The sequence below is a fragment of the Arthrobacter sp. B0427-1-12 genome, from assembly GCF_059092905.1.
This window is the reverse complement of sequence record NZ_JBNHIC010000004.1, coordinates 117,376-143,974: the sequence shown is the minus strand read 5'-3', so window position 1 is coordinate 143,974 and position 26,599 is coordinate 117,376. Positions and strand designations below refer to the sequence as shown.

At 68.1% G+C, this 26,599-nt stretch carries 26 protein-coding genes, 1 tRNA gene, 1 other RNA gene, 1 pseudogene and 1 riboswitch; of the genes and pseudogenes, 20 read left to right on the top strand and 9 right to left on the bottom strand.

Annotated elements, in window-relative coordinates; genetic code table 11:
• The gene (locus AC5RWU_RS05160) at positions 1-864 is read left to right on the top strand and encodes an NAD(P)H-binding protein (protein WP_494029912.1); all 864 of its coding nucleotides are present in this window, start codon (positions 1-3) and stop codon (positions 862-864) included.
• A gap of 95 nt (positions 865-959) precedes the next feature.
• Here AC5RWU_RS05160 and AC5RWU_RS05155 read toward each other — a convergent pair whose 3' ends face one another.
• Both AC5RWU_RS05155 and AC5RWU_RS05150 read right to left on the bottom strand, forming a co-directional pair.
• Positions 960-1,457: a glutathione peroxidase gene (locus AC5RWU_RS05155; RefSeq protein ID WP_494029913.1), complete on the bottom strand. Its 498-nt coding sequence runs from the start codon at positions 1,455-1,457 to the stop codon at positions 960-962.
• A gap of 14 nt (positions 1,458-1,471) precedes the next feature.
• Complete coding sequence (locus tag AC5RWU_RS05150) at positions 1,472-1,945, bottom strand: hypothetical protein (RefSeq protein ID WP_494029914.1); 474 nt, start codon at positions 1,943-1,945, stop codon at positions 1,472-1,474.
• A gap of 177 nt (positions 1,946-2,122) precedes the next feature.
• Here AC5RWU_RS05150 and AC5RWU_RS05145 point away from each other — a divergent pair, with 177 nt between their 5' ends.
• Positions 2,123-3,151, top strand: a complete 1,029-nt coding sequence (locus AC5RWU_RS05145; protein WP_494029915.1) for an isopenicillin N synthase family dioxygenase — start codon at positions 2,123-2,125, stop codon at positions 3,149-3,151.
• Between the two features lie 96 nt (positions 3,152-3,247).
• Positions 3,248-3,910 (top strand): lytic transglycosylase domain-containing protein, encoded by a 663-nt coding sequence (locus AC5RWU_RS05140; RefSeq protein WP_494029916.1) that lies wholly within the window; start codon positions 3,248-3,250, stop codon positions 3,908-3,910.
• 44 nt (positions 3,911-3,954) lie between these two features.
• Here AC5RWU_RS05140 and AC5RWU_RS05135 read toward each other — a convergent pair whose 3' ends face one another.
• Together AC5RWU_RS05135 and AC5RWU_RS05130 are read right to left on the bottom strand one after the other, a co-directional pair.
• Positions 3,955-4,512, bottom strand: coding sequence for a dihydrofolate reductase family protein (locus tag AC5RWU_RS05135; protein ID WP_494029917.1), 558 nt, complete (start codon positions 4,510-4,512; stop codon positions 3,955-3,957).
• Positions 4,513-4,714: 202 nt separating this feature from the next.
• A complete protein-coding gene (locus tag AC5RWU_RS05130) occupies positions 4,715-5,902 on the bottom strand; it encodes a TerC family protein (RefSeq protein ID WP_494029918.1) in 1,188 nt (395 codons plus the stop codon).
• 280 nt (positions 5,903-6,182) lie between these two features.
• Here AC5RWU_RS05130 and AC5RWU_RS05125 point away from each other — a divergent pair, with 280 nt between their 5' ends.
• Positions 6,183-8,696, top strand: a complete 2,514-nt coding sequence (locus AC5RWU_RS05125) for a M14 family zinc carboxypeptidase (protein ID WP_494029919.1) — start codon at positions 6,183-6,185, stop codon at positions 8,694-8,696.
• A gap of 420 nt (positions 8,697-9,116) precedes the next feature.
• Here the strand turns inward: AC5RWU_RS05125 and AC5RWU_RS05120 are convergent, their stop codons facing one another.
• Together AC5RWU_RS05120 and AC5RWU_RS05115 are read right to left on the bottom strand one after the other, a co-directional pair.
• Positions 9,117-9,278, bottom strand: a complete 162-nt coding sequence (locus AC5RWU_RS05120) for a hypothetical protein (protein ID WP_494029920.1) — start codon at positions 9,276-9,278, stop codon at positions 9,117-9,119.
• Positions 9,279-9,850: 572 nt separating this feature from the next.
• Positions 9,851-10,045, bottom strand: coding sequence for a hypothetical protein (locus AC5RWU_RS05115; RefSeq protein ID WP_494029921.1), 195 nt, complete (start codon positions 10,043-10,045; stop codon positions 9,851-9,853).
• Positions 10,046-10,242: 197 nt separating this feature from the next.
• Between AC5RWU_RS05115 and AC5RWU_RS05110 the strand changes: the two are divergent.
• Together AC5RWU_RS05110 and AC5RWU_RS05105 are read left to right on the top strand one after the other, a co-directional pair.
• Positions 10,243-11,074 (top strand): annotated as a pseudogene (locus AC5RWU_RS05110) (cation diffusion facilitator family transporter); the annotation flags it as partial.
• A 117-nt stretch (positions 11,075-11,191) separates the two neighbouring features.
• The gene (locus AC5RWU_RS05105) at positions 11,192-11,836 is read left to right on the top strand and encodes an NAD(P)-dependent oxidoreductase (RefSeq protein WP_494029922.1); all 645 of its coding nucleotides are present in this window, start codon (positions 11,192-11,194) and stop codon (positions 11,834-11,836) included.
• 137 nt (positions 11,837-11,973) lie between these two features.
• On the opposite strand, the gene AC5RWU_RS05100 is transcribed toward AC5RWU_RS05105, so the two are convergent.
• Entirely contained in the window at positions 11,974-12,696 is a 723-nt protein-coding gene (locus AC5RWU_RS05100; protein ID WP_494029923.1) for a LysM peptidoglycan-binding domain-containing protein, read from the bottom strand.
• An 89-nt stretch (positions 12,697-12,785) separates the two neighbouring features.
• Positions 12,786-12,963, bottom strand: a riboswitch (cyclic di-AMP (ydaO/yuaA leader).
• A gap of 503 nt (positions 12,964-13,466) precedes the next feature.
• On the opposite strand from AC5RWU_RS05100, the gene AC5RWU_RS05095 reads away from it, so the two are divergent.
• The 6 genes from AC5RWU_RS05095 to aroQ are packed head-to-tail and all read left to right on the top strand — an operon-like array spanning position 13,467 to position 20,786.
• A complete protein-coding gene (locus AC5RWU_RS05095) occupies positions 13,467-14,933 on the top strand; it encodes a DUF3375 domain-containing protein (protein WP_494029924.1) in 1,467 nt (488 codons plus the stop codon).
• The gene (locus AC5RWU_RS05090; RefSeq protein WP_494029925.1) at positions 14,926-15,648 is read left to right on the top strand and encodes a DUF4194 domain-containing protein; all 723 of its coding nucleotides are present in this window, start codon (positions 14,926-14,928) and stop codon (positions 15,646-15,648) included. The genes AC5RWU_RS05095 and AC5RWU_RS05090 overlap by 8 nt, the downstream gene beginning before the upstream one ends.
• A complete protein-coding gene (locus AC5RWU_RS05085) occupies positions 15,645-19,058 on the top strand; it encodes an ATP-binding protein (protein ID WP_494029926.1) in 3,414 nt (1,137 codons plus the stop codon). The genes AC5RWU_RS05090 and AC5RWU_RS05085 overlap by 4 nt, the downstream gene beginning before the upstream one ends.
• A 54-nt stretch (positions 19,059-19,112) precedes the next feature.
• Positions 19,113-19,364, top strand: a complete 252-nt coding sequence (locus AC5RWU_RS05080; protein WP_494029927.1) for a hypothetical protein — start codon at positions 19,113-19,115, stop codon at positions 19,362-19,364.
• A gap of 28 nt (positions 19,365-19,392) precedes the next feature.
• Positions 19,393-20,298 carry an oxygenase MpaB family protein gene (locus tag AC5RWU_RS05075; RefSeq protein WP_494029928.1) on the top strand — a complete coding sequence of 302 codons (906 nt, stop codon included), beginning with the start codon at positions 19,393-19,395 and terminating at the stop codon, positions 20,296-20,298.
• Positions 20,299-20,330: 32 nt separating this feature from the next.
• Positions 20,331-20,786 carry a type II 3-dehydroquinate dehydratase gene (aroQ, locus tag AC5RWU_RS05070; protein ID WP_494029929.1) on the top strand — a complete coding sequence of 152 codons (456 nt, stop codon included), beginning with the start codon at positions 20,331-20,333 and terminating at the stop codon, positions 20,784-20,786.
• Between the two features lie 9 nt (positions 20,787-20,795).
• Here aroQ and AC5RWU_RS05065 read toward each other — a convergent pair whose 3' ends face one another.
• On the bottom strand, positions 20,796-21,641 hold the full coding sequence (locus AC5RWU_RS05065) for an ACT domain-containing protein (RefSeq protein ID WP_494029930.1): 846 nt from the start codon (positions 21,639-21,641) through the stop codon (positions 20,796-20,798).
• Between the two features lie 207 nt (positions 21,642-21,848).
• Between AC5RWU_RS05065 and AC5RWU_RS05060 the strand changes: the two genes are divergently transcribed.
• From AC5RWU_RS05060 to AC5RWU_RS05045, 4 genes are all read left to right on the top strand, one after another.
• A complete protein-coding gene (locus tag AC5RWU_RS05060) occupies positions 21,849-22,514 on the top strand; it encodes a response regulator (protein ID WP_494029931.1) in 666 nt (221 codons plus the stop codon).
• A gap of 92 nt (positions 22,515-22,606) precedes the next feature.
• A complete protein-coding gene (locus AC5RWU_RS05055) occupies positions 22,607-22,924 on the top strand; it encodes a hypothetical protein (protein WP_494029932.1) in 318 nt (105 codons plus the stop codon).
• 49 nt (positions 22,925-22,973) lie between these two features.
• Positions 22,974-24,002 (top strand): MsnO8 family LLM class oxidoreductase, encoded by a 1,029-nt coding sequence (locus tag AC5RWU_RS05050; RefSeq protein ID WP_494029933.1) that lies wholly within the window; start codon positions 22,974-22,976, stop codon positions 24,000-24,002.
• Between the two features lie 148 nt (positions 24,003-24,150).
• Positions 24,151-24,756, top strand: coding sequence for a class I SAM-dependent methyltransferase (locus AC5RWU_RS05045; protein WP_494029934.1), 606 nt, complete (start codon positions 24,151-24,153; stop codon positions 24,754-24,756).
• Positions 24,757-24,818: 62 nt separating this feature from the next.
• Here the strand turns inward: AC5RWU_RS05045 and AC5RWU_RS05040 are convergent.
• Positions 24,819-24,906 (bottom strand) — tRNA-Ser (locus AC5RWU_RS05040).
• 192 nt (positions 24,907-25,098) lie between these two features.
• Between AC5RWU_RS05040 and AC5RWU_RS05035 the strand changes: the two genes are divergently transcribed.
• The 4 genes from AC5RWU_RS05035 (at position 25,099) to ffs (ending at position 26,546) form a co-directional block, all read left to right on the top strand.
• Positions 25,099-25,428 (top strand): hypothetical protein, encoded by a 330-nt coding sequence (locus AC5RWU_RS05035; protein ID WP_494029935.1) that lies wholly within the window; start codon positions 25,099-25,101, stop codon positions 25,426-25,428.
• Positions 25,429-25,459: 31 nt separating this feature from the next.
• A complete protein-coding gene (locus tag AC5RWU_RS05030; protein ID WP_494029936.1) occupies positions 25,460-25,960 on the top strand; it encodes a hypothetical protein in 501 nt (166 codons plus the stop codon).
• Between the two features lie 57 nt (positions 25,961-26,017).
• Positions 26,018-26,443, top strand: a complete 426-nt coding sequence (locus tag AC5RWU_RS05025) for a hypothetical protein (protein WP_494029937.1) — start codon at positions 26,018-26,020, stop codon at positions 26,441-26,443.
• Between the two features lie 7 nt (positions 26,444-26,450).
• An RNA gene (gene ffs / locus AC5RWU_RS05020) (signal recognition particle sRNA small type) lies at positions 26,451-26,546 on the top strand.
• Positions 26,547-26,599 lie beyond the last annotated feature (53 nt).

Here is a 26,599-nt window from a genome sequence, read left to right as displayed (position 1 = left end):
ATGACCACCTTTGCCGTCACCGCCGCCACCGGCCAGCTGGGCCGCCTCGTCATCGCCGAACTGCTCAAGGCGGGCGTCGCGCCGGCCGCTGTTGTCGCCGTCGTCCGCGACCCGGGCAAGGCATCGGATTTCGCCGGACTCGGTGTCCAGGTCCGCGCCGGCGACTACAACGAGCCGCAGGCCCTGTCTGCCGCCCTGGCCGGCGTCGACAAGCTCCTGCTCATTTCCGGCAGCGAGGTGGGCCAGCGCCTTCCGCAGCACCGGAACGTGATCGACGCCGCCAAGGCCGCCGGCGTGCAGCGCATCGCCTACACCTCGGTGCTGCGCGCGGACGAAACCGAGCTGGTGCTTGCGCCCGAGCACAAGGCCACCGAGGAGGCCATCGCCGCCTCGGGCATCTCGTACACCTTCCTGCGCCACGGCTGGTACACCGAAAACTACACCGCCCAGCTCGGCCAGTACCTGGCGCACGGTGCCATCCTGCATGCGGCGGGCGAGGGACGCATCGCCGCCGCCACCCGCGCCGACTTTGCCGCCGCCGATGTGGCCGCGCTGCTGGAGGATCGCGCGGACAACGTGGTCTACGAGCTGGCTGGCCCCGCGTTCACCTACGCGGTCCTGGCCCGGACCATTACCGAGGTGACCGGCACCCCGGTCGAGGCCAAGGCGCTGGGCGCGGAGGAACTGCAGAACGCGCTGACGGGGGCCGGAATGGATGCTGGGCTCGTGGGCTTCCTGGTCGCGGTGGACGGCAACATCGCTGCCGGCGAGCTCGATGGCGGCTCGCAGGAGCTCGAGAAGCTGCTGGGCCGTCCGGCCACTCCGCTGGCCGAGGCCGTCGCCGCCGCGCGGTCGGCCGCATAAGTACAACCACCGCCGCCGAGCAGTTCGCGATCCGTGCGCTCCAACCGCACCTGGCTGCAGCCCTCCCGCCGTCGTGCTTTTAGCTGCTGCGGGAACTAGCCCAGTTCCGCCTCGATGGCGTCGATGACTTCGGGGGCGTCGGGCGCCGTCTTCGGCGCGAACCGGCCGACAACCTTGCCCTCGGCGTTGACCAGGAACTTCTCGAAGTTCCAGGTGATGTCCTCCTGTAGCTCGCCCGTGCGGAACTTGGTCAGTTCAGCGTAGAGCGGGTGGCGGTCCGCGCCGTTGACGTCCGCCTTGCGGGCCAGCGGGAAGGTCACACCATAGTTGACACTGCAGAATTCCTGGATTTCCTCTTCGGTCCCCGGCTCCTGGCCCTTGAACTGGTTGGAGGGCACGCCCAGGATCGTGAAGTTCCGGTCCTGGTATTTCCGGTACAGCGCCTCGAGGCCTTCGTACTGCGGGGTCAGTCCACACTTGGAAGCAACATTGACCACCAGCACGGTCTTGCCTTTGAATTCGCCGAAGCCGGCCTCGGTTCCGTCGATCAGGGTCAGCGGGATGTCATGCAGCGTCTGAGTCATACCCTGCATTCAACCACCCAAGGTCAGTCGTCGTCGAAATCATCGAAGTCGTCAAAGTCGCTCTCGTTGATGTCGCCGTTGCGCAGTCCGCCCTTGTCGTCGAATCCGCCGTGGTCATCGAACGGCACCACGGGCTGCACCGGCACCACGGGCCGGACCGGCACCGCAGGGCGAGCGGGCACCGGCTGGGCCGGAACGACGACGGCCGGCGCCACCGGCTGCGGCGTCACTGTAACGGGCGCGGCAGGTTCGGCAGGGGCCCCCGGCGGAGGTGGAGCCTCCACAGGCGCTTCCGGAACGGGCTCGGGCGCAGGTTCGGGGGCCTGGGTCGGCTGGATTCTCACATCCGGAACATCCTGGGCCACGCCGCTGGCGCTGCCCCCCACGTTCACGCCGCGCAACTGTTCCGTGGGGGATACCGCGTTGGCCTGGCTCCACACCATGAGGCTGGCAGCGGCCACCACGGCCACAACTATGAGCCACCATAGAAACTTCATCGCCGGACTTCCTCGCAGAGTGCTTGTGATACCTCCACTGTGGACGGCCGGGGTGAGACAACTATGAGAACTTCATGAGGCTTTTCTCATCTTCCATGAGTTACGCCATATGACCGACAGCGTCGATTTCCGTAATACTCACGAGTGCCCGCGTAACAATGGTGGTAGTTTGCTGGCATGTCTGCCAACCCTGAAACAATTCCCGTCCTGGACCTGAGCACGGCAAGGAATCCGGATGGCTCCTTCAACTCCGAGTTCATCGACAAGCTGCGCGATGCGGCGCACCGTGTCGGCTTCTTCCAGATCACCGGCTATGGCGCCGCCGAAGGCCAGGTGCAGGACCTGTGGGATGTTATCGAGCGTTTCTTCAAGCTGCCCCTCGAGGAACGGCTGAAGCTGGACAACCGGAACTCGCCCCACTTCCGCGGCTACACCCGCATGGGCACGGAGGTGACCGCCGGCCGCGCGGATGCCCGCGAACAGCTGGACTACTCCCCTGAGCGCGAACCGGTCACGGACTACCCGGAGGACCAGAAGTACTGGCTGCTGCAGGGTCCCAACCAGTGGCCCGACGACGCGCTGCCCGAACTGGAGACCCAGGCCATGGCCTGGGCGGACCTGATGTCCAAGGTGGGCACCGAATTGCTCAGCGCCATCGGCGTGGGCCTGGGCCTGCCGGAGGACTACTTCGACGAACCGTTCGACCGCAATCCGCACTGGATGGGCAAGCTGGTCCACTACGTCGGCGGCGTGGTGGAAGAGGCCGGCAACCAGGGCGTAGGCACGCACGCCGACTACGGTTTTGTCACGCTGCTGCTGCAGGACAACGTCGGCGGCCTGGAGGTCCAGCCTCCAGGAACCACCGAATGGCTGCCGGTGGAGCCGATCGAAGGCGCGTTGGTGGTCAACCTCGGCGAGATGCTGGAAGTCGCCACCGAAGGCTACCTGGCCGCAACCATCCACCGCGTCCAGGCCCCGCCGCCCGGCGTGGACCGCTACTCCGTGCCGTTCTTCTGGTCACCGCGCCTGGACGCCGTGATCGACCCGGTGCCGTTGCCGGCCGAGCTGAAGGCCGAGGCCCGCGGCCTGTCGGATGACCCGAACAATCCGATGCTGGCCAGCTACGGTGCCAACATGCTCAAGGGCCGCCTGCGTGCCCACCCGGACGTGACCGAAAAGTACTACCCGGAACTGATTGTCAAGTAGAGCTGGCGTCAAGGACGACGGCGGTGCCCCGGTCATGCGGCCGGGGCACCGCTGTTTCCGGGCGACGTTCAGACTCGGGCGGTACTCTCGGTGCCCATGAACCGGAGTCCAGCACATTCTGCACCACCGCCGACGGAGGCGAAGGCACCCGCCCCGCGTGCCGGCGTCGTCGTCCTGTTGGCGTCCTTGGCCCTGCTGCTGGTTTTCACCGCGGTGGAGCTGAACCGGGAGCGCACGCTCGCCGGACAGACCTGCCTGGTGTTCGAGGACGCCGTGGCGGCGAGCGGGTCCGCAGAAAGCCGGCCCGTAGACCCGGCTCCGCCGGTGGTTCCGGAGGAATACCGGGAGGCTATCCGTGCCGCTGCCCGGGTGGCCGGCCTGCCGGAAACGCTGCTGGCCGCCCAACTGCAGGCCGAGAGCGCGTGGAACCCCGCTGCCGTCAGCCGGGTCGGCGCCCAGGGCCTGGCGCAGTTCATGCCGGCGACCTGGGAGCTCTACGGCGACGGCGGGGACCCCTTCAATCCCTTTGAGTCGATCGCGGCGCAGGGCCGCTACCTCCAGGCCCTCAAGACCCAGGTGTCCCCGGTCAGCACCGACGCGGACGAGCTGGTGCGGCATACGCTGGCAGCCTACAACGCTGGCCCGGGCACGGTACTGCAGCACCGGGGCGTGCCGCCGTTCCAGGAGACGCAGGGCTATGTGGACCGGATCCTCGGGTGGGCGCCGGGCCCGTATGCCGCTGACTGCCGGCGCGCCTGAGGGGCCCGGCATCCGGGCCGGCCCAGCACCCACGCCGGCCCGGCTCACCTCCGGTAGTGAAGCAGCACCACACCGTTGCCAAAAGTGCGGTTATCCGCCAGCCGCAGCTTGACCGGACCACTGAATGGCCCGAACATCGGCTTGCCGCCGCCGAGCAGGATCGGATGGATGAACAGCTGGAATTCGTCGATCAGACCCAGCCGCAGGAAGGACCGGGCCAGGCCAGGTCCGCCCAGGCTCAGGTCCTTGTCCGTCTCCTGCTTCAGCCGCTCGACCTCCTCCGGCACCACCTCGCGGAAGAGGCGGGCGTTCCAGCCGACGTCGTGAAGGCTCGTGGAGAACACCGCCTTGGGCTTCGGCCGCCAGATGCGCGCGTACTCGGCAACCTGCCGTGTCGCCGCCGGGTCCGCGTCCGCCGTCGGCCAGAAGGCGGCCATATTTTCATACAGCCGCCGCCCGTACAGGTGCATGCCGATCGAGCTTTCCAGGTCATTGAAGTACTGGTGCAGTTCCTCGTCCGGATTGGTCCAGCCGATGCTGCCGTCCGGCGCCTCGATGAAGCCGTCCAGCGACACTCCCATGGAGTAGATGACCTTGCCCATGAGGCCTCCTTGGTCCCGTCCGGTTTGCCCGCTTTCCGACCGTCCACGGCAGGATATCCCGGTGGCCCGGCCGACACGCCGGGCGGGCCTCCTGAAAGCGGGCCCTCCCCGGAGTGCGGCTCCCGCCGCTCCATTAAGAACGACGGCGGGTACCCCGGTCCTGTGACCAAGGCCCCCGCCGTCGGCGTCCTTCGGGTGGCGGCTAGCGCGAAATGTATTCCTTGTGCGCAGCGTGGGCGTTGCGGATCAGCTCCATGAACTTTTCCTCTTCCCGGATGTAGCGGCGGTACTTTTCGTCCAGCTGCCTGATCTGCTTTTCCTCGTTGACCAGCAGGTTCCAGACGCGCTCGCGCTCCGCCGGGTCTGCCGTGTATTCGAGGTCCAGGTAGCTGGTGGCGTGCCGCTTGGCCAGGGCGATGGCGGCGATGGCCTTGCCCTTGGTGCTGACCAGGGAGGCAACGACGGTGACGATCAGGACGCCGATGATCACGCTCAGGGACAGGCCGGTGGTGATCTCCATGACCGGTACCGGCTCGCCGCCGTTGACGAACGGCAAGTTGTTCTCATGCAGGGCGTGCAGGACCAGCTTCACGCCGATGAAGGCCAGGATCGCGGCCAGGCCATAGGTCAGGTAGATGAGGCGGTCCAGCAGACCGTCCAGCAGGAAGTACAGCTGGCGCAGGCCCATCAGCGAGAACGCGGTGGCCGTGAAGACGATGAACACGTTCTGCGTCAGGCCGAAGATCGCGGGGATCGAATCCAGCGCGAACAGGATGTCCGTTCCGCCGATGGCCACCATGACCATCAGCATAGGGGTCATGGCCTTCTTGCCATTGTGGATGGTGAAGAGCTTGTCGCCGTCGTAGTGCTCGGTGGTGTGGAAGAACTTCTTGGCGATGCGGATCATGAAGTTGTCCGCCTTGTCCGCCTCCTCGTTTTCCGGCTTGAGCAGATTGCCCGCCGTGATCAGCAGGATCAGGCCGAAGATGTAGAAGACCCAGGCGAAGGAGTTGATCAGTGCCGCGCCCAGGAAAATGAAGCCGGTGCGGGCGATCAGGGAGAACACGATGCCGAACAGCAGCACCTTCTGCTGATCGGCCCGGGGCACCCGGAAGCTGGCCATGATGATCAGGAAGACGAACAGGTTGTCCACGGAGAGTGCCTTCTCCGTGATGTAGCCGGCGAAGTACTCCGACCCCATGGCGGTGCCGCCGAAGATGAACACACCGATGCCGAAGAGCACCGCGATGCCCACGTAGATGGAGGACCAGACCGCTGCTTCTTTAAGCGACGGAGTATGGGCCTTGCGGACGTGGAAGAAGAAGTCGAATAACAGGAGGCCGACGATGCCTGCGATCGTCAGGCTCCAGACCAGCGAGGAAACTTCCATGGAGTTATCTGCCTTTGGAAACTAGGGGTCAAGGACTGAACATAAGTCTCTCCGACAGCCAATTCTCCGGCTGGCCGCTGCGTCCGGCCGGGCAACAATGCCTGGCGTGCTGACGGTACGCAGCGCAAGTGGATACTCCCCTACGCAAGCCCCATTCTATCGGCCGCAGCCAGCAGCGCCGAATCCACCCTGGCCAGCTGCCGGGGCCTCGGGTACCGTTTAAAGCCTGTTCACTTCCGGTTCATACTCCGTTAAGGACCGCCGGCATCGAGGAGTCGCCGTGTCCATCGACGAGCAGGCAACAACAGAACAGGAACCCGCGAAGCCAGCCGCCTTCGGCCCCGCCGAATACGCCGGCCACGTTCCCTCCCCCGTCAATGTCATCGGCGTGGACTTCGGCGAGCGGGACTTCACCGCCGCTGAGATCCTGCGCTACCTCGACGCCGTCACTGCCGCCAGTGACCGGGTCGCCGCAGGCCGGCTCTCCCGGCGCAGTCATCACGGCCGCGAACTGGGCTACGCAGTCGTGGGACAGCCCGAGAACATCCAGGCGGAGGCGCTGGCGCGCATCGCCCGTGACGCCCAGCTGCTCCGGGACGGCCGCGCTCCGCAGGAGGAAGTGGAGCGGATCGCCGGCAGCACCCCGGCGATCCTGTGGATCGTCGGGAACACCCACGGCGACGAGAAGTCCGGAGCGGATGCCAGCCTGCAGGTCCTTCGGGATCTGGCCGACCGCACCGATGCGACGGCCGCCACGATCCTGGACGCCGCCGTCGTCGTTATTGTGCCCACCGGCAATCCGGACGGCCGGGAGCTGAATATACGGCGCAACGGCCGGAACTTCGACCTCAACCGCGACTGGCAGACGCGCACTCAGCCGGAGATCGACGCCCTGCTGGAGCTGGCGCGCGAACTGCCGCCGGTCCTGCTGGTGGATGCGCATGAAATGACGCAGCGGGAGACGTTCTGGATTCCGCCCTACGGCGACCCGACCTACCACGAGGTGCACGTCCAAGCCGTCAGTGCCGTGAGGGAGCGCTACGCGCCGGCCGTTGCCGAGGCGTTCGAACGGGCCGGCATCCGGCACCTGGACGAGGAACCGTATGACGCCTTCTACGCGGGCAAGGGCTCCACGGTGTCGACGACGGCGTTCCTCGCCGCCGGGGTGCTCCTGGAGAAGGAAAAGAGCGACCCGCCCGCGGTGCGCGTGGCGGAGCAGTACATCGCGCTGTGGGCGCTGCTGGGTGCTGCCGCGGCCGCCAAGGGGGCCGCGCAGCGGGAGGTGCATGCGGCGCATGTGGAGGCGGTCCGGCAGGGCGAGGCCGGCCTGCTGATGCCCAACCGCACCGGCGTAGCCGGCAACAGTGTGGCCGTGCACGTTCCGGACCGGACCGTGCGGCACTACTTCCTGCTCGACAGTCCCGATCGCAGCCATGAACTGCACCAGCTGGTGCGCCGCCTGGTGCGGGCGGATGTGGAGGTGTACCGGCTGCGGGAACCGCTGCAGGTGCCGGACTTCCGCCCGTACGGGCGCGGACCGCGGCCGGCGACGCTCCCGGCGGGAACGTGGTGGATTCCGATGGCGCAATCGCGCAAGCATTTTGTCCAGGCCATGCTCAATGAGAGCACGTATCCGGCCGTGCCGATTTTCTACGACGTCGCGGCCTGGAGCCAGCCGCTGCTGCTGAACATCGACGGCGGCAGCTCCGGCGTTGTGATTCCGGGCGGGCCGCTGCACCGGGCCAAGGCGGTGACGGAACCGGGCCCGACGCCGCCGCTGCCGCCGCCGGAACGGGTGCCGCGGGTCGCCGTCTGGGTGGACGGCCGGTTCAACTATGTAGTGCAGTCGGCGGGCTGGTTCCGCCACGCCTGGCAGGAGCACTGGGGCCTGCCGCCGGGATCCTTCGAGGTCATCGACGCCGCCGCGATCCGAGCCGGCGCCCTGGCAGGGTACGACGTGCTTGTCATTCCGGAAGGCGCGTCGGGAAGCGGGGCAATGCTGCTGGACGGGACCGCTGAACTGCGCCGGTTCGTCGAGTGCGGCGGCACCCTGGTCGCCTGGCGGCAGGCCGCCCGCCTGGTGGCCAACCTGGGCATCGGTTCGGTCACTTACAGCCGGCCGGACTGCGACATTCCCGGCAGCCTGCTGCGGCTGCGGGTGGATGAATCCAGCCCGCTGGCGGCCGGCGTCGGCCCGTTCGTCTGGGCGATGAATGAGAACGACGCCGTCCTGTGCCCGGGTGCCCGGACGGCAGCTCCCGTCCACTATCCAGAGCTGGACAGCGAGGACTTTTTCGTGTCCGGCTACGGGCGGCGGCTGGAGGCGGTCGCCGGCACCGCGGCGGTCACGGATGAAACAGTGGGTGCCGGACGGATTGTCCTGTTCGCGTTCGAACCGAACTTCCGGGCCGCATCCGAGGGCACGTCCCGGCTGGTATGGAACGCCCTGTTCGGCCGGACACCCGTTCCGGTTTCCGCCGCGGCGGCGCCGGGTGTGGAAGTTCCGGGCGCGGGGGCGGGCGCCGTCCACCAGCCGCCGCGGCCTGCATCCGATGAGACCGAGCCGCTGGTGATCGCCGTCGACGAGCACGATGCCGGCACCGCCGAACGCCTGGTGCGCGCCTATGCGGACCCGGCTGGGCTGGACGTTTCGGTGGAGCGCGCCGGCGGGCAGGTGCGTTTCACGGTTGCCAACTCCGGCGGCTGGGACCTGGAATCCCATCCCTTCGCCACCCGCCTGGCCGCAGACCTGCGCCATGCGGACATCCGGCTGCACCTGCTGCGACTGCTCTGAAGCCGTCCAGTTAGGTTGTTACAGCTAGAACTGCCAGTCCCGGGTGCGGTCCAGCTCGCACCAGGCGGCGGCCCGGCTGCAGCCGGGGAACCGGCCGGTCCGGTCCGCATCCGGGCATGGCGGCGCAGGCTCGCCGGCACCGTGCAGGAGTCCCGGCCGACCGAGAGCACCGCCCCGGTCTCCGGGTGGGTCCGGCCATCCCGTCCGCGGCCGGTTCAAAGGACACCGACCGGCGCTCCCCGGCCCGCCGCCGGCGGACCGGAACATCCGTGCCCCGGCTGAGCGAATCAATCAGCCGCGCCTTCAGCGCCTCGGCCCAGCCGATCAGCCGTTCGGCTGCCTTCAGCCCCGACACGGCCAGATTGAACGGCAGCCGTTCCGGCGCCGCCGCCGCCAGCAGCCGCACCAGCTCCTCCTGGCTCAGCAGCCGCAGATCCCCGCCAGCAGCCCGAACTCCGCCAGCGACTCGGCCTCCGCCAGGGCATCGGCCTCCGCAGGCGCCTGGGCCCGGGACAGGTCCCCGGCGCCTGCGGCACCGTCAAACCCGGCATGCTCGGACAGGGTATCGGAGAAGGCTGACACGCCACGCGCGGGGATCCCATCCGGGACAGCGACTCCACCAGGAAACGCTCCATCGACACCATGCCGGCAGCCGCGGGCTCCCGGGGCATGGCAGCACCGAAGACCCCGTCTGTGGGAAGGCCGCCGGCCGCTTCAATGTCCATACCCCCACACCGCCAGCCACCGGTGACATTATTCGCAGCGGCCCCGAACCGCTCCATCACTGCGCAGGTTTCGATTCCGCTGGCGCTCCGCTCAACCACCGGTTTCCGCTGTTCGGCGCTTAAATGCGAAGCGGGGGCTGGACCGCTGGGATTGTCCAGCCCCCGCGCACTCGCTGCGGGAACGGACCTTTGGGGGCCGTCCGTTCCCTGCGGGAAAGCCGGACCGATTGGGGCGGTCCAGCCCTCCAGATGAAGGAATCCGGAACATTGGGGATCGTCCGGCTTCCTCCAGTGGATCGGATCCGGTTCCTTGGGGCCGGTCCCGGAGCCGATCTTTGGGGATGACACTTCTAATGTCGTCGACTTCCGTGAGAGCACCATGAGATTGGGATGAGAATTTTCTCATCAAAATCTGCGGCTGTTATCCCGTTATTCGCCAGACTCCTGCGCGGCTTCCTCCTCGGCCCTCAGATGGGCCTCACGCTGGTACTTCTCCAGCTTCTCCTCGGCTTCCCTCCGCCGCCGCTCAATGGCAGCCAGGTCCTCCGGCGACTGCGCGTGGGGCGGATTCCCGGGCTGGGCTGCGTGCTGGCCATGGGGGGTGGGGGTGTGTTCGTCGTTCATATGGGCATCGTCCCACTCCACGGACGGCAGGTGAAGGGCCCAATATTTGGATCACGGCCACCTGCAACCCAGTTCCTTTTTGCGGCCCGGCCGGTTGTGTTTACTCAGGTCAAATGAAATTATCCGCATATAAACGCAGATAACCAGATATACGGCCTCGATGTGGACAGCCAGTATGTGGAGCTGGCGGTCGAAGTAGTTTGCTTGGACTGGGCGCCACCGCGCTGCTGCAGCTGGCCGTGGTCGTTATCAGCGGTTCGGCGGCACTGCTGGCGGACACCATCCACAATTTCTCCGACGCACTGACCGCGATGCCGCTGTGGATCGCCTTCATGCTGGGGCGCCGGTCTGCCACCCGCCGCTACACCTTCGGCTACGGCTGCGCCGAGGACCTGGCCGGGCTGTTCATCGTGGCCATGATCGCCCTGTCCGCCCTCGGGGCAGGCTGGCAGTCCGTTGACCGGCTCCTGACCCCCCCCCGCCGTTGCAGAACCTGGGCTGGGTCTTCACTGCCGGACTCGTCGGATTCGCCGGCACTGAGCTTGTCGCCATGTACCGGATCAAGGGTGGCCGGAGCGTCGGATCGGCCACCCTCGTGGCGGACGGCTTCCACGCGCGGACGGACGGCTTCACCTCGCTGGCCGTGGTGCCCGGGGCAATCGGGTCCGGCTGGGCTTCCCACGGGCCGATCCAATCGTCGGACTGATCATCACTGCCGCCATCATGGTCCTGCTCTGGGGCACGGCGCGGGACGTCGGCCGCAGGCTGCTCGACGGAGTGGATCCGGAACTCGTGGACCGCGCCGAAAGGATCCTGCTGGCCGCCGATGGCATCAAGGCCGTCCGGGACGTCCGGCTTCGCTGGGCCGGACACCCCCTCGGCATGAGCGCAGCTGTTGCCGTCGAGCCAGAGACTACTGTGACCGATTTCCATCGCTTGGAGGAGCTCGGGGCGGCGGCACTCCGCCACGGCTTGCCCGGCGTCGGACACATTTCCCTCTCCCCCACTCCAGCGCACCAGGAGTCCTGATTACTCAAACCGCAGTAAGCGGCATGACCGGACCCGGCAACGGGAATAACTTGAAGGTGCAAGTACTTATCCCCAACGGAAGACGGGCATCGCCCGCACGCAACAGAAAGGACCGCCATGAAGATCGGCATCATCGGAGCAACGGGCAACGCAGGACGCGCCCTCGTCGCAGAGGCGACGAAACGAGGTCACGCAGCGACCGCCGTCGTCCGCAACGCAGCCAAGGCCGCGGAGGTCCTCGGGACCGACGTCCCGGTCCTCGAGCGCGACGCCTTCGACCTGGACTCCGCAGACCTCGGGGCCTTCGACGCCGTCGTCAACGCCTTCGGCACCGCTCCGGACCAGGCCCACCTGCACGTCGAGCTGGCCCGGTCGCTCGTCGAGCGCTCCCGTGGCACAGACGCCCCGCGCCTGGTCTTCATCCTCGGTGCCGGCAGCCTGACCACGGGCGAGGACGGCCATCTCGTCATCGAGGACATCCGCCAGATGCCGGGCGCCGAGGCCTGGGTCTCGATTCCCGAGAACCAGCTCAAGGAGCTCGAGTTCCTCCGCACAGTTACCGACGTCGACTGGGTGGGCGTCTCCCCGTCCGCCCTGTTCACACCCGGCGAGGCCACCGAGCCGGTGCTCGGCGCCGACGAGCTGCTGATTGCCGGCGACGGACAGTCCCACACGACTACCGGCACCATGGCCGTCGCGATCCTCGACGAGCTCGAGAACCCGGCGCACCGCCAGACCCGTTTCACGGTGTCCGACCGCTGACCCATCGTCCGCAGAGACGGCCCAGGCCGGGCGCACGAACGACCGTGTGGGCCAAGGAGCATCCTTAACGGCGAAGGCCCCCAACCGGAATCGGTTGGGGGCCTTCGCAGAGGCTAGGCTGGCTACCTGCCGCGTAATTAGCTCACGCGAACGAAGGTGGAGCCACCCAGATAGGACGCGGGGTGCACGGCGGTCTCGATGCCGTTCCAGCCACCGCTGATGGCCTGGCCGTTGCCGATGTAGATGGCAACGTGGCCCGGACGGATCATCAGGTCGCCCGGCTGCGGGGTGGATACAACACTGCCGTAACGGTAGAAGTGCTCCGGAGCGATGTCGCCGACGGACTTGCCGACGGAGCGCAGGGCCTTCTCCACCATCGCGGTGCAGTCCTGGTAGGTGCCCAGCTGGCTCTGGGCGGAGGCCACCAGGGCCGCACCGATGCCGCTGGAAGCAGGGGCACCGTTGATCTGGCTGGAGGCCAGCTGGATGCCGCCGGCCGGAGCGGCCGGAGCAGCAGCCGGAGCGGCAACGGGTGCAGCAGCCGGGGCGACAGCGGCCGGTGCGGCAGCGGGAGCGGCGGCCGGGGCAGCAGCGCCGGCGCCGGGCAGCTGGATGACCTGGCCGGGGAAGATAGTGGTGAACAGGCCCAGACCGTTCTGCGACAGCAGGGCGTTCAGGGGGACACCATGCTTGGCGGCGATGGCACCCATGGTGTCACCCGGCTGGACGGTGTGGGTGGCAGCACCGGCAGCGGCAGGAGCAACGGCCGGGGCCGGAGCCGCGGCACCACTCGGAGCGGAAACGCCCGCCTGGGCCGGAGCGCCGAAGCCCAGCACGAGGCCACCGGCGGCGGCGGTCACAACGACAGCCTTGGACAGACCCTTAACCGGGTTGGTGCGGACCGGAGTAGCACGGTGGCGTGCCGAAGATGAAGTGAAAAACAAAGTCTTTAGCCTCTCCCAACGCCTGCGAGGTGAGCTGTCGGGTTCGGATGGGAGTCACCCGGCCGAACGGCGTCCTGCGGAAAATTCCGGCCGGACACCGCTGCGGCTTAACCCCTAGGACTTCTGGCGAAGCCCGATCATGGTTCCCCCGCCCCTGCCAAGCGGTTGTAGCGAACGGACCCCGGGCAGTGGCAGAGCTAGGCGATCCACCCGAGGGTTGTTAACCAGCAATTGGTTAACACGAGGACCGACCGTACCCGAGGCCCCGCCCGAATGTCACATTTCGGATACGGAACAAAGTTCTGGCTTTCATGGGGTTGACACTCAGGAATTTCCCAGCCTTTCACAAGGCGTCTTTCTGTTTGCCGTGGGACTAAGAAGAGTACAAACCCACCCGCCCGCTCCGAAAATCCCATTGATTCCGCGGCAGAAGGAACCTGTGTGGCGATTGTGGCTGTTGTGGCATCCGCCGCGGCGAAAATGCCCCTTCCAAGGGAAGCCGATCCCCTCCGCTTCCACAGATGTGACGTTTATCTCTCTTTCGTCCGGGGCCACTGTCCCGGCCCCAGCCGGAGCACAGCGGGGCACAGCCATTCCGACGGAGACCTGGATCCGGGCTTCCTGCCGACCGCGGGTTAAGATCATCTCTGCCCGTTTGCTTGTTGGATGCGGGCGGAAAGCGCAGTATGTCCCTCACACAAACCGCCGTGTCCCAGTGGCGCGAACTCCAGACGCTCCAGTCCTCCCCTGGCTGGAAGCTCACCGCCGCGGCACCTTGGATCCCGGCACTGTTCCGGGCTGCCTTCACCCGGCCCCGGCCGCGCGTTCCGCTGGAGGAATTCCACGCCGCGACAGACACCTTCCTGACCGAGCTGCGCCGCCAGGGCGTCCAGCTCCGGGAAGACGCCACGGGGCGAAGCTACTGCGACGAGTGGGTGGCCAAGCGGTTCCTGGCCCGCCCCCGGGCCGGCGGCCAGTTCGTCTACGAACTCACTGAATCCTCCGTGCGTTTCCTCTCCTACCTGGACGGCTTCACGTCCGAAAAGACCAACCTCAACAGCTCCCGCCTGGCCACGCTGCTGACGCGCGTCGAGGCGCTGGCACACGAAACGGACCCGGACCCGGCCGCGCGGATCGACCTCCTCAAGGCGGAGATCGCCGAGCGCCAGGAACAGCTGCGGGCCTTGGAAGCCGGCGAAGCACCGCATACCCTCCCCGATGCCACGGCACTGGAGGCCGCCCACGACGTCCTCGACCTCGCCGCCGGCCTGCCGGCGGACTTCAAGCGGATGCGCGACGGCCTGGAGCGCATGCTGCATTCGCTCCGCCAGGAGATCATCGAGAGCAACGCCAGCAAGGGCATCACCATGGGGGAGATCCTGGAGGCGGACAAGAAGCTGCGCAGCACCGTGGAGGGGCGCACCTATGAGGGCTTTACGGCTTTCCTGAACGACGGCGACCAGCAGGCACGCTTCCGGCGCGCCACCGCGGCGGTGCTGGAGCGGGACTTTACCGAGGCGATGAGCGCCGAGGACCGGCAGACCCTGTACCGGCTGGTGGCCGATCTGCGCGAGCAGGCCACGGAAATCCAGCGGATCTACGGCCGGCTCTCGGAGAGCATGCACACCTACGTGCAAAGCGACGAGTACCGCGAATCGGTCCAGCTGCGCCGGCTGATCCGGGCCGCTGAAACCGCCATCCACAAGGCCCCCCGCACCCGGCGGCGCGCCGCCGTCGTGCCGGCACCGCAGCTGTACGGATCCCAGTTCGAATCCCTGGCCATGATCCGGCTGTACAACCCGGACGACCACCAGGCGCCGCCGAAGCTGGCCGCCCCCGCGACGTTCAGCGAGGCGGACATCCCCCGCCGCTCGCCCCGCACACCGCAGGCCGACCCCGAAGCGCTGCGTGCCGCCGTCGGACGCGCCCTCGCGGCGGCCGGAGAGGCGACCCTGGCACAGGTCTTCGGGCACCTGCCGCCGGAGCACCGGCACCTGAACAGCATCCGCGCGCTGCTCCACGCCGCCCTGAACCAGGGCGCCCCACCGGATCCCCTCCGGCGTGAAGAGGTCCGGTTCACGCAGATCGACGGGACCGAGCGCATCGCCCACCTACCCACCGTTACCTTCCGGAAAGCAGCCTTCCATGCCTGAGCCCTATACCGACGCCGGCACCGACAGCGGCGAGGCCGTGTTCCCCGAGGCTCCTGCCGCCCTCGTGCGGGACCGCCTGGCCGACGGCCCCGAGCTGTTCGCCGGGGACACCGGCCGGCTGCCGCTGAAGCTGCGCCAGGCCCTGATCCGGCTGCTCCGCGGCCCGTACATCGACGGCAACAGCACGGACAAGGTGTTCGGCACCATCGTGGACCATCAGGAGATCCTCCGTTCGCGGCTGAGCGAGCTGTTCCTGGTCCTGGTGATCGATGAAGACCGCAAGATCGCGCTGCTGCGCCCGGCTGGCGTCGAGGAACCCCACACCACCGCACTGCAGCGCCAGCGCGAGATGACGCGGGAGGAAACCCTGCTCCTGCTGCGCATGCGCCTGGTCCAGGACCGGCACGCCGGTACCGGGAACGAGGCGGTGGTCTCCCGCGCGGAGATTATCGAGGTGCTCGAGCAGTACCTGGACCCGGATCAGCGCGACGCCAAGAGCGTGGAGGACCTGGCGGACCAGAACATCCGCAAGCTGGTCAACGAGCGCCGCCTGCTGCTGCCCACCGAGCTCGACGACGTGTACGTCATCTCCGCCGCGCTGCCGCTGGCGCTGCCCTACGAGAACATCGGCGACACCATCACCGCGATGGAGGCGCTGGCGGACGACGGCGGTGCGCCGGTCGAGGAAGCACCAGCCCAGGAGGTACTGCTGTGAGCATCGAGGTCACCCTGCCCATGGGCGATCTGATCAACCCCGGCCAGAACCGCCTCGCCTCCGTGCAGGTGGTCAACTGGGGCACGTTCGACGGCGCCCACACCATCCACGTGGACCGCGCCGGCACGCTGCTGACCGGCGAATCCGGCGTCGGCAAATCCACGATCTTCGACGGCATTCTGCAGATCCTCGAGGCGCGGCCGCGGATGAATGAGGCGGCGCAGACCGGCAGCGGCACCACCAGCGAGGAACGCCGCACCACGTTCAGCTACATGCGCGGCCGCCTCGGCAGCCAGCCCATGGCGGCACCGGGACGGGGCCAGGGAACCGCCGGCCCCGCCGCCACGTCCTACCAGCGCGACGGCGCCACCTGGTCCGCGGTCAGCCTCACCTTCGACAATGCCCTGGGCCAGGTCACCAGCCTGTCCGTACTGCTGGACCTGCCGGCCCACGGCACGGAAAACAGCATCGGGCGCTTCTACCTGCTCCATAACCGGCCGCTGAACATCGCCGTGATCGAGACCCGCACCCGCGGCCGCTTCACCAAGGGCGGGCTGGAGGCGATGCTGCCCGGCAGCCAGGCCTTCGACTCGCACAAGCAGTTCGCCGAACGCTTCCGGCAGGTCCTCGGGGTCGAGAATGAGAAGGCCTTCGGCCTGCTGCGCATGCTGCAGGCCGGCAAGGGCCTGGGCGGAACCGTCAACGACTTCTTCCGCCATCACGTCCTGGACGAACCGAAGACGCTGCTGGCCGCCGAGGAGGCGGTGGAGGACTTCAGCCACCTCAGCAGCATCCGCCGCCAGCTGGAACGCGCCCGCCAGCAGCGCGACCATCTGGCCGAGGTACCGGCCCGCCACCGGCTCCACCAGGAGTCGGCCGCCGCGCTGGAGGCCAACCGTGCCCTGGCCGAGGACGCCCTGCCGCTGTACCGGCAGCAGCTGGAACGCACGCTGCACGAGCGGGAGCATGACCGGCTTGCCGCCCAGACCGCGGCCAAGGAAGCGGAGCTGGCCGCCGCCGAGGCACACCGCGCCGCCCTGAAGCAGAAGGCAGCGGACCTGGCCGAGCGCTACAGCGCCCAGGGCGGCGGCGCGATCGCGACGCTGGAGCGGGAGCTGGCGGCCGCCGTCGTACAACTGCAGGGCCGGGAAGCCACCGAAGCCGCGGCGCGCGCGGATCTGGCCGCCGCCGGGATCGAGACCGACTGGTCCCCCGCCGGCCTGGCCACGGCGCGCAGCCGCGCCGCCGAGCTGTCCCGGACGCTGGCCCGCGAAGCGGACGCGGCCAAGGAGCGCAGCAACGACGCACAGGGGCAGGCATGGACGCTCAAGGGCCGGATCCGGGAGCTGGAGCAGGAGATCGAGTCCTTCCGCCGCCGTACCAGCAACATCCGCCAGGACAGCCTGGACCGGCGGGCCCGGATCAGCGCAGGCACCGGCATCCCGGAGGAGCAGATGCCGTTCGCCGCCGAACTGATCGACGTGGCGCCGGAGCACGCCCATTGGCGTCCGGCCGCCGAGCGTGCGCTGCGGCCGCTGGCCACCACGCTGCTGGTGCCGGGCGAGCACATGCGCGCGGTGACCGCTTTCATCAGCGCCAACGACATGCGCGGCTTCATCCGATGCCTGGACGTCAGCCAGGAGCCCGGCGGGGAGGAGAACGACGGCGGCAGGGCCCCAGACCGCGACGGTACAGGCGTCGACGGCACCGCTGACGATGCTCTGGTGGGCAAACTGGTCACTAGGGACACCCCGATGGGCCGCTGGGTGCGGGAACGGATCGCCGCCCGGTACGACTACGTCTGCGTCGAGGATCCCGGCGGGCTGGCCGCGGTGCGCCGCGGCGTGAGCCTGGGCGGCGCGGTCAAGCGGAACGCCGGCACCACGGAAAAGGACGACCGCCACACCAAGCCGTCCGACTTCCTGCTCGGCTTCGACAACAAGGACAAGATCGCTGCGCTCGCCGCCGACCTGCTGGCCCTGCGGGACACCTTCGCGGCGGCCGATTCGCTGTCGCAGGAGCGGGCGGGCGAACAGCAGGAGCTGACCGTCCGGCTGGCCGCGGTGCGCCGGATCGCTGCAGATACCCGCAGCTGGGAGGAGCTGTCCGCCGAGGCCGAGCGGACCGCCGTCGCCACCGCAACGCAGCGGCTCGAGGACGCGCGGGACGGCAACGCGGACCTGGAGCAGCTGCGCTTCGAACTGGACACCGCCGAACTGGACCTGACCGCCGCCGTCGAAAACCTGGGCGTGCTCAAGGGCGACCTGGCGCGGCTGCAGGCGGAACTTGCCGCCGCCTCCGGGCGCCTGGACCGGTTGCGCTCCGGCGAGTCCGGGGACGCGCCGGCGTCCGTGCCGGACGCGGTGCGGCAGGACCTGGACGCGTACTTCGCGCCGCACGGCGAGGTCACCGGCGCCGCCCAGCTGAACGACGTCGTCGGCCGGGTGGAGCGGCAACTGCTCACCGAGCGCGCCCAGCTGGAAAAGACGCTGCTGGAGACCGGCAACCAACTGGTGCGCACCTTCGAGACCTTCGCCGAAAAGTGGGGGTCGGACTACGGCACCGGGATTGAGAGCGCACCGGCCTATGAGGAGCGCTACGGGAACATCGTCAGCGAGGGCTTGCCCCAGCGTGAGGCCGAATTCCAGGAGTACTTCAACAACCGCACCTACGAGCGCTTCAGCGACCTGCTCCAGCTGCTGGACGAGGAGCGGCGGGTCATCGCCCAGCGGCTGCTGCCGCTGAACCAGATCCTGGGCCGGGTCGAGTACCACGCGGACAGCCGCCTGGAGATCGAGATCCAGGCCGCCGTTCCGGACGCGGCGCACGCATTCCGGACCGCGCTCAAAAACGCCCTTCCCATCATGGGCCGGCGGCAGACCGAGGCGGAAATGGACGCGCAGTACCTGGCGCTGGAGCGGATCGTCGACCGGCTCAAGGACCACGACGAGCGCCGCTGGCGGGCCGAGGTGCTGGACGTGCGCGGGCACGTTTCCATCACCTGCACCAATCGGCTGGGTAACGGCCATGCGTTCACCAACCTGCAGGCGGGCCTCATGTCCGGCGGCGAGGGGCAGCGGTTCACGGCCTTCATCATGGCCGCCGCGCTGGCGTACCAGCTGGGCATCGTCACCCAGGGCTTCAGTACGTACGGCACGGTCATGATGGATGAGGCCTTCGTGAAATCCAGCCTCTCCTTCGCCGAGGCCAGCATCAACGCCCTGCATGAATTCGGCTTCCAGTTGCTGCTGGCCGCCCCGGAAGACAAGGTGGATCTGTCCCGTTTCCTCGGTTCGGTCACCGAGATCCTGCGTGATGACTCGGTGAACCGGTCCGGTTTCGTGGAGCGGGGCCGGTCCCTGGCACACCCGGTGGACATCATCCTGCGGGAGGCCGTGCCGGGGTCATAAGGCGCCGGTGAAAATGCCGTTGTGCCTGCCCCCGCAAGCTGGTTTGCTGGATGCATGAAAGAGCCACAGCGACACGGGCGGCCCCTGCTGCCCGAGGATGAGCATCTGCGCGAGGACATCAACGCCACCGGAGTGGAGCACGAGTCCGCGGCGGAATTCGACAAGAAGCACTACACCTCTTCCCTGCTGAACGCCGGACAGTTCGTGCCGGGCGTCAATCCGATGGTCGAGTACAACGAAGAGGCCAGACCCGAACACGATGAAAATCCCGGCCAGAGCGGCTTCCACCCGCCCAAGGCCGACTAACCGGACCACAGCTGCGGACGCAACTGCCATGTTCCGCATCGTGGAGTCATGGCGCCAGCGGCTCGGCGCCACCTTCAACGGCGGCTCCACCACCCCGCCGCAGTGGTCCCTGGAGCTGGCTAATGGGAACGACGCCGGCTACTTCCGGCCGGATTCCGCCGCGTGGGCGGTGCACGGTTCCATGTCCACGGTCGTGGCCGGCATCGGCGCCCTGCTGATCCAGTCCCTGCACCCGGGCGCGATGGCCGGGGTATATGAGCACTCCAATTTCCGCGAGGAACTGCTCCCCCGGTTCGCCTCGACCATCCGGTGGATCTTCACCGTCACCTACGGGGACACAGCCGCAGCCAAGGTTGCCTGCAACCATGTCCTCCACGTCCACGAGCCCGTCACCGGCACGTACCTGGATGCGCGCGGCGCAACCCGGTCCTATTCCGCCAACGATCCGCACCTGCTGAGCTGGATCCACCTGGCCTTCGTCGAGGCGTTCCTCGCCGCGCACAAAGCCTTTGGCGGTCCCATTCCCGGCGGGCCGGACGCGTACGTCGCCGATTGGGCCATCGCCGGTGAGCTCATGCGCGTGCCCTGCCCTCCCCGCACGGAAGCCGAACTGCAGGCGCAGCTGGCCGCCTTCGACGCCGAACTGCTGCACACCGGCCGGGTGGAGGAAGCGGTGCGCCTGCTCCGCGATCCGCCGCTGCCCCCGGGCCAGCGCCTCGGCTGCCGCATCCTGTTTGCCGCAGCAGTGTCCACGCTGCAGCCGAAATACCGCCGGCTGCTGGGACTGGAATCTGCCCGGCTGGGGCCGGTGCCGCTGCCGGTGCGCACCGCCGCGCGCGTGGTGCTTGGCATAGTCCGGCTGGGACTCGGGCGGCAAAGCTCCAGCGAGGCCGCCGCCCGCCGCCGCATCAGGCGGCTGGGCGGGCAGGCATAAAGAAGCGGACCCGATTCGGTAGGGTTGGCACCATGACAACTCCCGCCCCCGCCGCACCTGCCCGCAGCATCCTGCTGGTCAACGGTCCCAACCTCAACCTCCTGGGCACCCGGGAACCGCACATCTACGGCTCGACCACGCTGGCCGATGTCGAGGAAATGACCAGGAAAGCCGCCGCCGAGCACGGGATCGAGGTCAAGTGCGTCCAGAGCAACCACGAAGGTGTCCTGCTCGACGCCATCCATGAGGCACGCAACCGGGACCTGGGCATCATCATCAACCCGGGCGCCTTCACGCACACCTCCGTGGCGCTGCATGATGCCTTGGCCGCCGTCGAGGTGCCGACCGTGGAAGTGCACATCAGCAACATCCACAAGCGCGAGGCCTTCCGGCACCACTCCTACGTCTCCTCCGTCGCTGAAGCCGTCATCGCCGGCGCCGGCACCCGCGGCTACCTGATGGCTGTGGACTACCTCGCCAACCGCTGACTCAGACCTTTACAGCCGCCCGCCGGAGCGGGACAGCTCGGTGAGTTCGGCCAGCTCGGCCAGCCGGTGGGCCCGGGCGGATTCCGCAGGCGTGAAAGGCTTCCCGGGGCGCGCAAAATAGAGCGGCCCGTTCCAGGCGGACGGGACCTTCAGGGTCGTTCCCTGGAGAATCTCCAGCCGGCCGGGAGCGTCCGGCACCATGTCCGCGCCCAGCAGCTCGGCCACAGCCAGCGGCAGTTCGTCCGGATTCCCGGCCACCCGTACGGCCAGCGTGAGTGCCTTGGTCTGGCCATCGGCGAGCGCCAGCGCCGTCGTGGGCCAGGCATGGGAATTCCGGCCGCCGCTGGATTCCAGTGCGTCCAGCAGCTCCGACTCGGCAACGCTGTCCGGCGTCTCCACCACGAATTCAGCCATGGCTCCGCCGGGGACCGGATGCACGTGGATGCTCAGGATGTTCACGTCAAGGCAGGCCAGGCCGTGAGTCAGCCGCTCTAGCGCGCCCGGCTGGTCCCGGACCGTCCTGACCCGCCACAGTGCCGGCGATGCGTCCAGCCGCCGGCGGCGCCGCAGCGCGGGCGCGTGCAGCCAGCGCCGCAGGAGCTTCATGGCCGACGGCTCCACCACCCAGACCACCAGGACGGTTGCGGTAATGGCCAGGACCAGCACCTTCGCCAGGGAGGGCAGTCCGGTATTGACCACCAGGGCATGCACCAGCAGCTCAATCGGCAGGATGGCCGCCACGCTGGCCACGGTCCGGCGGGGTTTGTGCGGTTCGGGCAGCTGGCCGCACACTTCGCAGGACAATTCGGCCGCAGTCGCGGATCCTCTGCTCTGGTTCGTTCTTCCGCGCTTCATCCCTCCACCTTGGCCGGCCGTTGTTTCGGCTGCATTGCCGCGGTGTCAAAAGGCTTTGAACGGAATCACACGAAATCACACCACGCGCGGTCTTTCGTTACCGTTTTGTGAGTGACATGGGTTACATTGGTCTGCACGGTGTTTCGGGGCCAGCCAGCCTTCGAAGCCAGGAGTGTCCTTGGGGGGACCGCAGATTGGGGGATCATTATGGCGGTTGATGCTGCATTGGAACAGGCACGGGTGCTGGTCGTCGACGACCACACGACTTTTGCCGAACTGCTCACCTACGCACTTGACGGGGAACCGGACCTGATCAGCGCCGGGCACGCCCGCAGCGTGGAAGAAGGCGTAAAACTCTGCCTGCTGCTCCGGCCCGACGTGGTGGTCATGGACTACCACCTTTCGGACGGGACCGGTGTCCTGGCCGCGGAGCGCATCCTGGCGCAGGCGCCGGACACGAGGATAGTCATCCTCACCGGGCATCCCACAGCCGAAGCCCTGGAACGCGCAGCGGCCATCGGGGTGTGCGCCTTCCTGCCGAAGGGCGGCTCATTGGCCACGATGCTGGACACCCTGCGGCATGCACGGCAGGGAAACATGATGGTCGATCCGTCGCTGCTGTCCCTGCTGTCCGCCAAACGTCAGCCCGACGACGGCACCCTTGTTCCAACGCTGACGCACCGGGAACAGGACGTCCTCCGGCTGATGGCCACAGGGCACGACGTCCGGACCAATGCCAAGACGCTGGGTATCTCGACCCACACCTGCCGCGGCTACGTGAAGTCAATCCTGTCCAAGCTCAATGCCCACTCGCAGCTGGAAGCGGTGGTCATCGCCCGGCGGCTGCAGCTGCTCCCGGCGGACGACGCTTAGCCGCCTAACGGCACGCGCTGCAGCCGCCCGGCAGCGGCTGCAGCGCACCCGGCAGGTTTTTTCCAACCTCCGGCGCCTACGGTCGGAGCATTATGGATCACAAACTGCGTGTACTCGTGCGGCTTGATATTGACGGAGGAACTGCCTGGATAGAGGTCGGCGGCAATGTCACGACCCGGAGCGTCCAGGCCCTGTATGTGGTGGCGAAGCGTGCCAACGCTTTGATGCAGGACCTGAATGTAGTGCTCGATCTGCGTCGGGCGCGGGTCGGACAGGACCCGCTGGAGGCTCTGCAGCGCTGCGCCGCGGCCGGGCTGTTGCCGCCGGGCATCGACCCGGCTCAGTCACCTTGCTCCCTGAGCATCCTGGCCCCGGCCAAGGCAGCCAGGGACCTGGCAGCCATCGCCTAGGAAGCGCCAGGACCGGAGCCGGCTGGAATATCCGGGCAGCGGCGCTGTTATGCCTGATGTGCAGCGTCCCCTGATTCCCGTTTCCATCCTCGACCGCGCCAACTCGCGCCAAGGTCACACCGAATCCGAAGCCCTGCGGCAAACCGTCGACCGCGCCCGGAGTGCGGAGGCACTCGGGTACCACCGCTACTGGGTGGCCGAGCACCACGGGGTTCCGGGCATCGCCGGGTCTGCACCCGCCGTCCTGATGGCAGCCATTGCCTCCCGGACCAGCCGCATCCGCATCGGTTCCGGCGGAATCATGCTGCCCAACCACCAGCCCCTGGTCGTCGCCGAACAGGCAGCCACGCTGCAGGCACTTTTCCCGGGACGCATCGACCTGGGTGTCGGCCGATCCGTCGGATTCACCCCCGCCGTGCGCACGGCCCTCCGGCAGGGCAAGGAAGCCGCAGACGGCTTCGAACAGGACCTCGGCGAACTTCTCGGTTATTTGTCCGGCACTGCCGGCATCACCGCACGGCCCCGCGACGGGTCTGCGACTCCCGTCTTTGTCCTGGCCACCGTCAAGGGCGCCGACATCGCCGCCCGGGCGGGACTCGCCGTCGTACTCGGCGGCCCGGCACTGGCCAAGTCCGCCCAGCCCGGCTCCCGCACCGTGCTGGAGCGCTACCGGGACAACTTCCGCCCGTCGGAGCGCTACGCGGAGCCGCACGTCATTGCGTCCGTCAACGTGGCGGTGGCCGATTCAGCGGCAGCGGCCAGGGACCTGCTGCTGCCGGAGGCCTGGGCGATGGCGCACGCCCGGACCCGGGGAGAATTCCCGCCGCTGGAACCCGCCGCGGCGCTGCGGAACCGTTCCTCTACTCCGCGGGAAAGCGGCATCATTGACACCGTCCTGGCGTCATCGGTCCACGGAACAGCCTCCGACGTCGGCGAGCGGCTGGAGGAACTGCTGGCCCTCACCGGCGCGGACGAACTGCTGGTTACCGGCGGTGCCTACGACACGGCCGGGCAGGAGCGGTCCGACGCGCTGCTGGCGGAGCTGATGCGGCTGGAGCCCAGCACCGTCCCCGGATGATCCAGCGCCGTCACGCTTCGCTCGGACGGGGCCCCTCGCGCTAGCGCCGTCGCGCTTCGCTCGGACGGGGACCCCTCGCGCTAGCGCCGTCGCGCTTCCCCGCCCTCGGTTCGCTCGGACGGGGCCCCCTCGCGCTAGGCTTGTCAGGGTGAGGGAAGAAACTTTGTGGGAGGCCCAGAAACGGGCGAACCCTGGACACTCCGCCTGGTACATCGAGCGCTTCGAGAAGATGCGGGCCGAGGGCGCGGACTTGCACGGGGAAGCCCGGCTGGTTGATGCGATGGTGCCCCGTGGCAGCCGCATCCTGGACGCCGGCTGCGGCCCGGGCAGAGTCGGCGGCGAACTGGCCAACCGCGGGCACCAGGTCGTCGGCGTGGACGTCGATTCCGAGCTGATCGAGGCGGCCCGGCGCGACCACCCGGGCGTACAGTGGCTGGTTGGCGACCTGGCCGAACTTGACCTGCCGGCGCAGGGCATCGAGGACCCGTTCGACATCATCGTATGCGCGGGCAACGTCATGACCTTCCTGGCACCCGGCACCGCGCCGAAGGTCCTGGAACGTCTGGGTGCCCATCTGGCCGACGGCGGCCGGCTGGTCACTGGCTTCGGCGCCGGTCGCGGCTATGCCTTCGAGCAGTTCTTTGCCGATGCCGAAGCCGCTGGCCTGACGTGCCAGCTGCGGCTGGCCACTTGGGACCTGCGCCCGTTCGAGGCGGACTCCGATTTCCTGGTCGCGGTCTTCGGCCGGGCCTGAGAAGGCGGGCGGAACAAAGCGGCCCCGACCGACGTTTCCGCAGGTCAGGGCCGCTTTTCGCTTGGCGGAGGATGGGGGATTTGAACCCCCGAGGGCGTTAACCCAACACGCGTTCCAGGCGTGCGCCATAGGCCGCTAGGCGAATCCTCCAATTTGAAGCAGGTTCCAGAGTACCCTAAGTTGCGCCAAGTACCGAATCGGCACCTTCGGTCAGATCAGCGGCAGCCGCTCCCTGCGGGACGGCCCAACCCGAGGCCGATCAGATGGCGGCATGACCACCTTCTGCAACATCAGGGCGGACAACGTCTTCGAGCACCGCCAGTAATTGGCAGGATAGACGGCATGGAACAGTTCGACTGCATCGTGGTGTACACACCCAAGGAGGCTGCCGCCGTCGTTCTTCAGGCGATCGGCGACGCCGGCGCCGGGCGGCTGGGCAATTACTCCCACTGCTCCTTTGTCACCGAGGGAACCGGACGGTTCACGCCGCTGGCCGGCGCCAACCCGACCATCGGGGCTGTCGGGCGGGCGGAGGAAGTGCCGGAAGTGCGCATCGAGGCGATCTATCCGCGGCTGCTGCGCGCCGCCGTCGTCCGCGCGATGCTGTACGCCCATCCCTACGAAACCCCCGCCTTCATGACCTTCCCCATCGACATCGGCACCGCAGGCTGACGCCGGCTGCGCCCAGTGGGAGAATCACCATGTGGGCGTCTGTGGAGCCTCACCGCAGCCCGGCGGGCTGCCGCCGCCGGTAGTGGACTGGCTCCTCGCCGGCGATCCATCCGGCGTCTGGCAGACGCTCCGGGACCTGCTCGATGCGCCGCCGCCCCAGGTTCGCGCCGAGCGCGCGAAGGTCGCCCGGGACGGCCGGGGCGCCGAACTGCTGGCCCGCCAGGATCCGGACGGACGCTGGGCCAACGGCCTCTACAACCCGAAGTGGACCTCCACCACCTTCGCGCTCCTGCTGCTGCACTGGCTGGACCTGCCGCCGGGCAATCCGCAGGCGCTCAAAGACTGCCGGGTGCTGTGGGACGGTGCCCGCTGTTTCGACGGCGGCCTGGGCTTCGGGCGGCCCGCGGCGGAACCGGAAACCTGCATCACTGCCTTAGTGGTGTTATCCTCGGTGCCGCTGGGCTATGCAGATGACCGCATTGACGACGCCGTCCGCTGGCTGCTGCGGGACCGGCTCGACGACGGCGGCTGAAACTGCGCGGCCCGCGCCGCCGGATCGCACCACAGTTCATTCCACACCACGATCAACGTGCTCGATGCCCTGACCGCCTATGGTGCCGCGGGCGGACGCGAAGACGTGGATGCCGCCGTCGAAAGCGGCCAGCGGTTCTTCCTGGCGCATTCGCTCTTCCTCTCCCACCGGACCGGCGAGGTGGCGAACCCGGTGTTCCTGCGGTACCCGTTTCCGCCGCAATGGCACTTCGACATCCTGCGCGGACTGGAGCATTTCCGCCTCGCCGGCGCCGCACGCAATCTGCGGCTGGAGCGGGCCGTCGACGTGATCCGGAAGGGGCAGCGCACCGACGGCACCTGGTACGCCCACCGCCCCTACCCCGGGCACAGCTGGTTCCCGCCCGAACCCCGCGGCCCCAGCCGCTGGGCCACGCTGCGCTGCGCCCGCGTCCTGCGCTGGTGGGACGAAGCCCGATTCGAACCGGCGTCCAGGATCGGGTAAACTATTGGACGGCCCCTCATGTGGTGTCATCCTGTGAACTCCCCCAGGACCGGAAGGTAGCAAGGGTAAGCGGGCTCTGGCAGGTGCATGGGGGGTCTTCTATATCCCCGGCCGGAGGCGGTCCACTCGTCCTCCACGGGCATGCAAAGCGTCGCC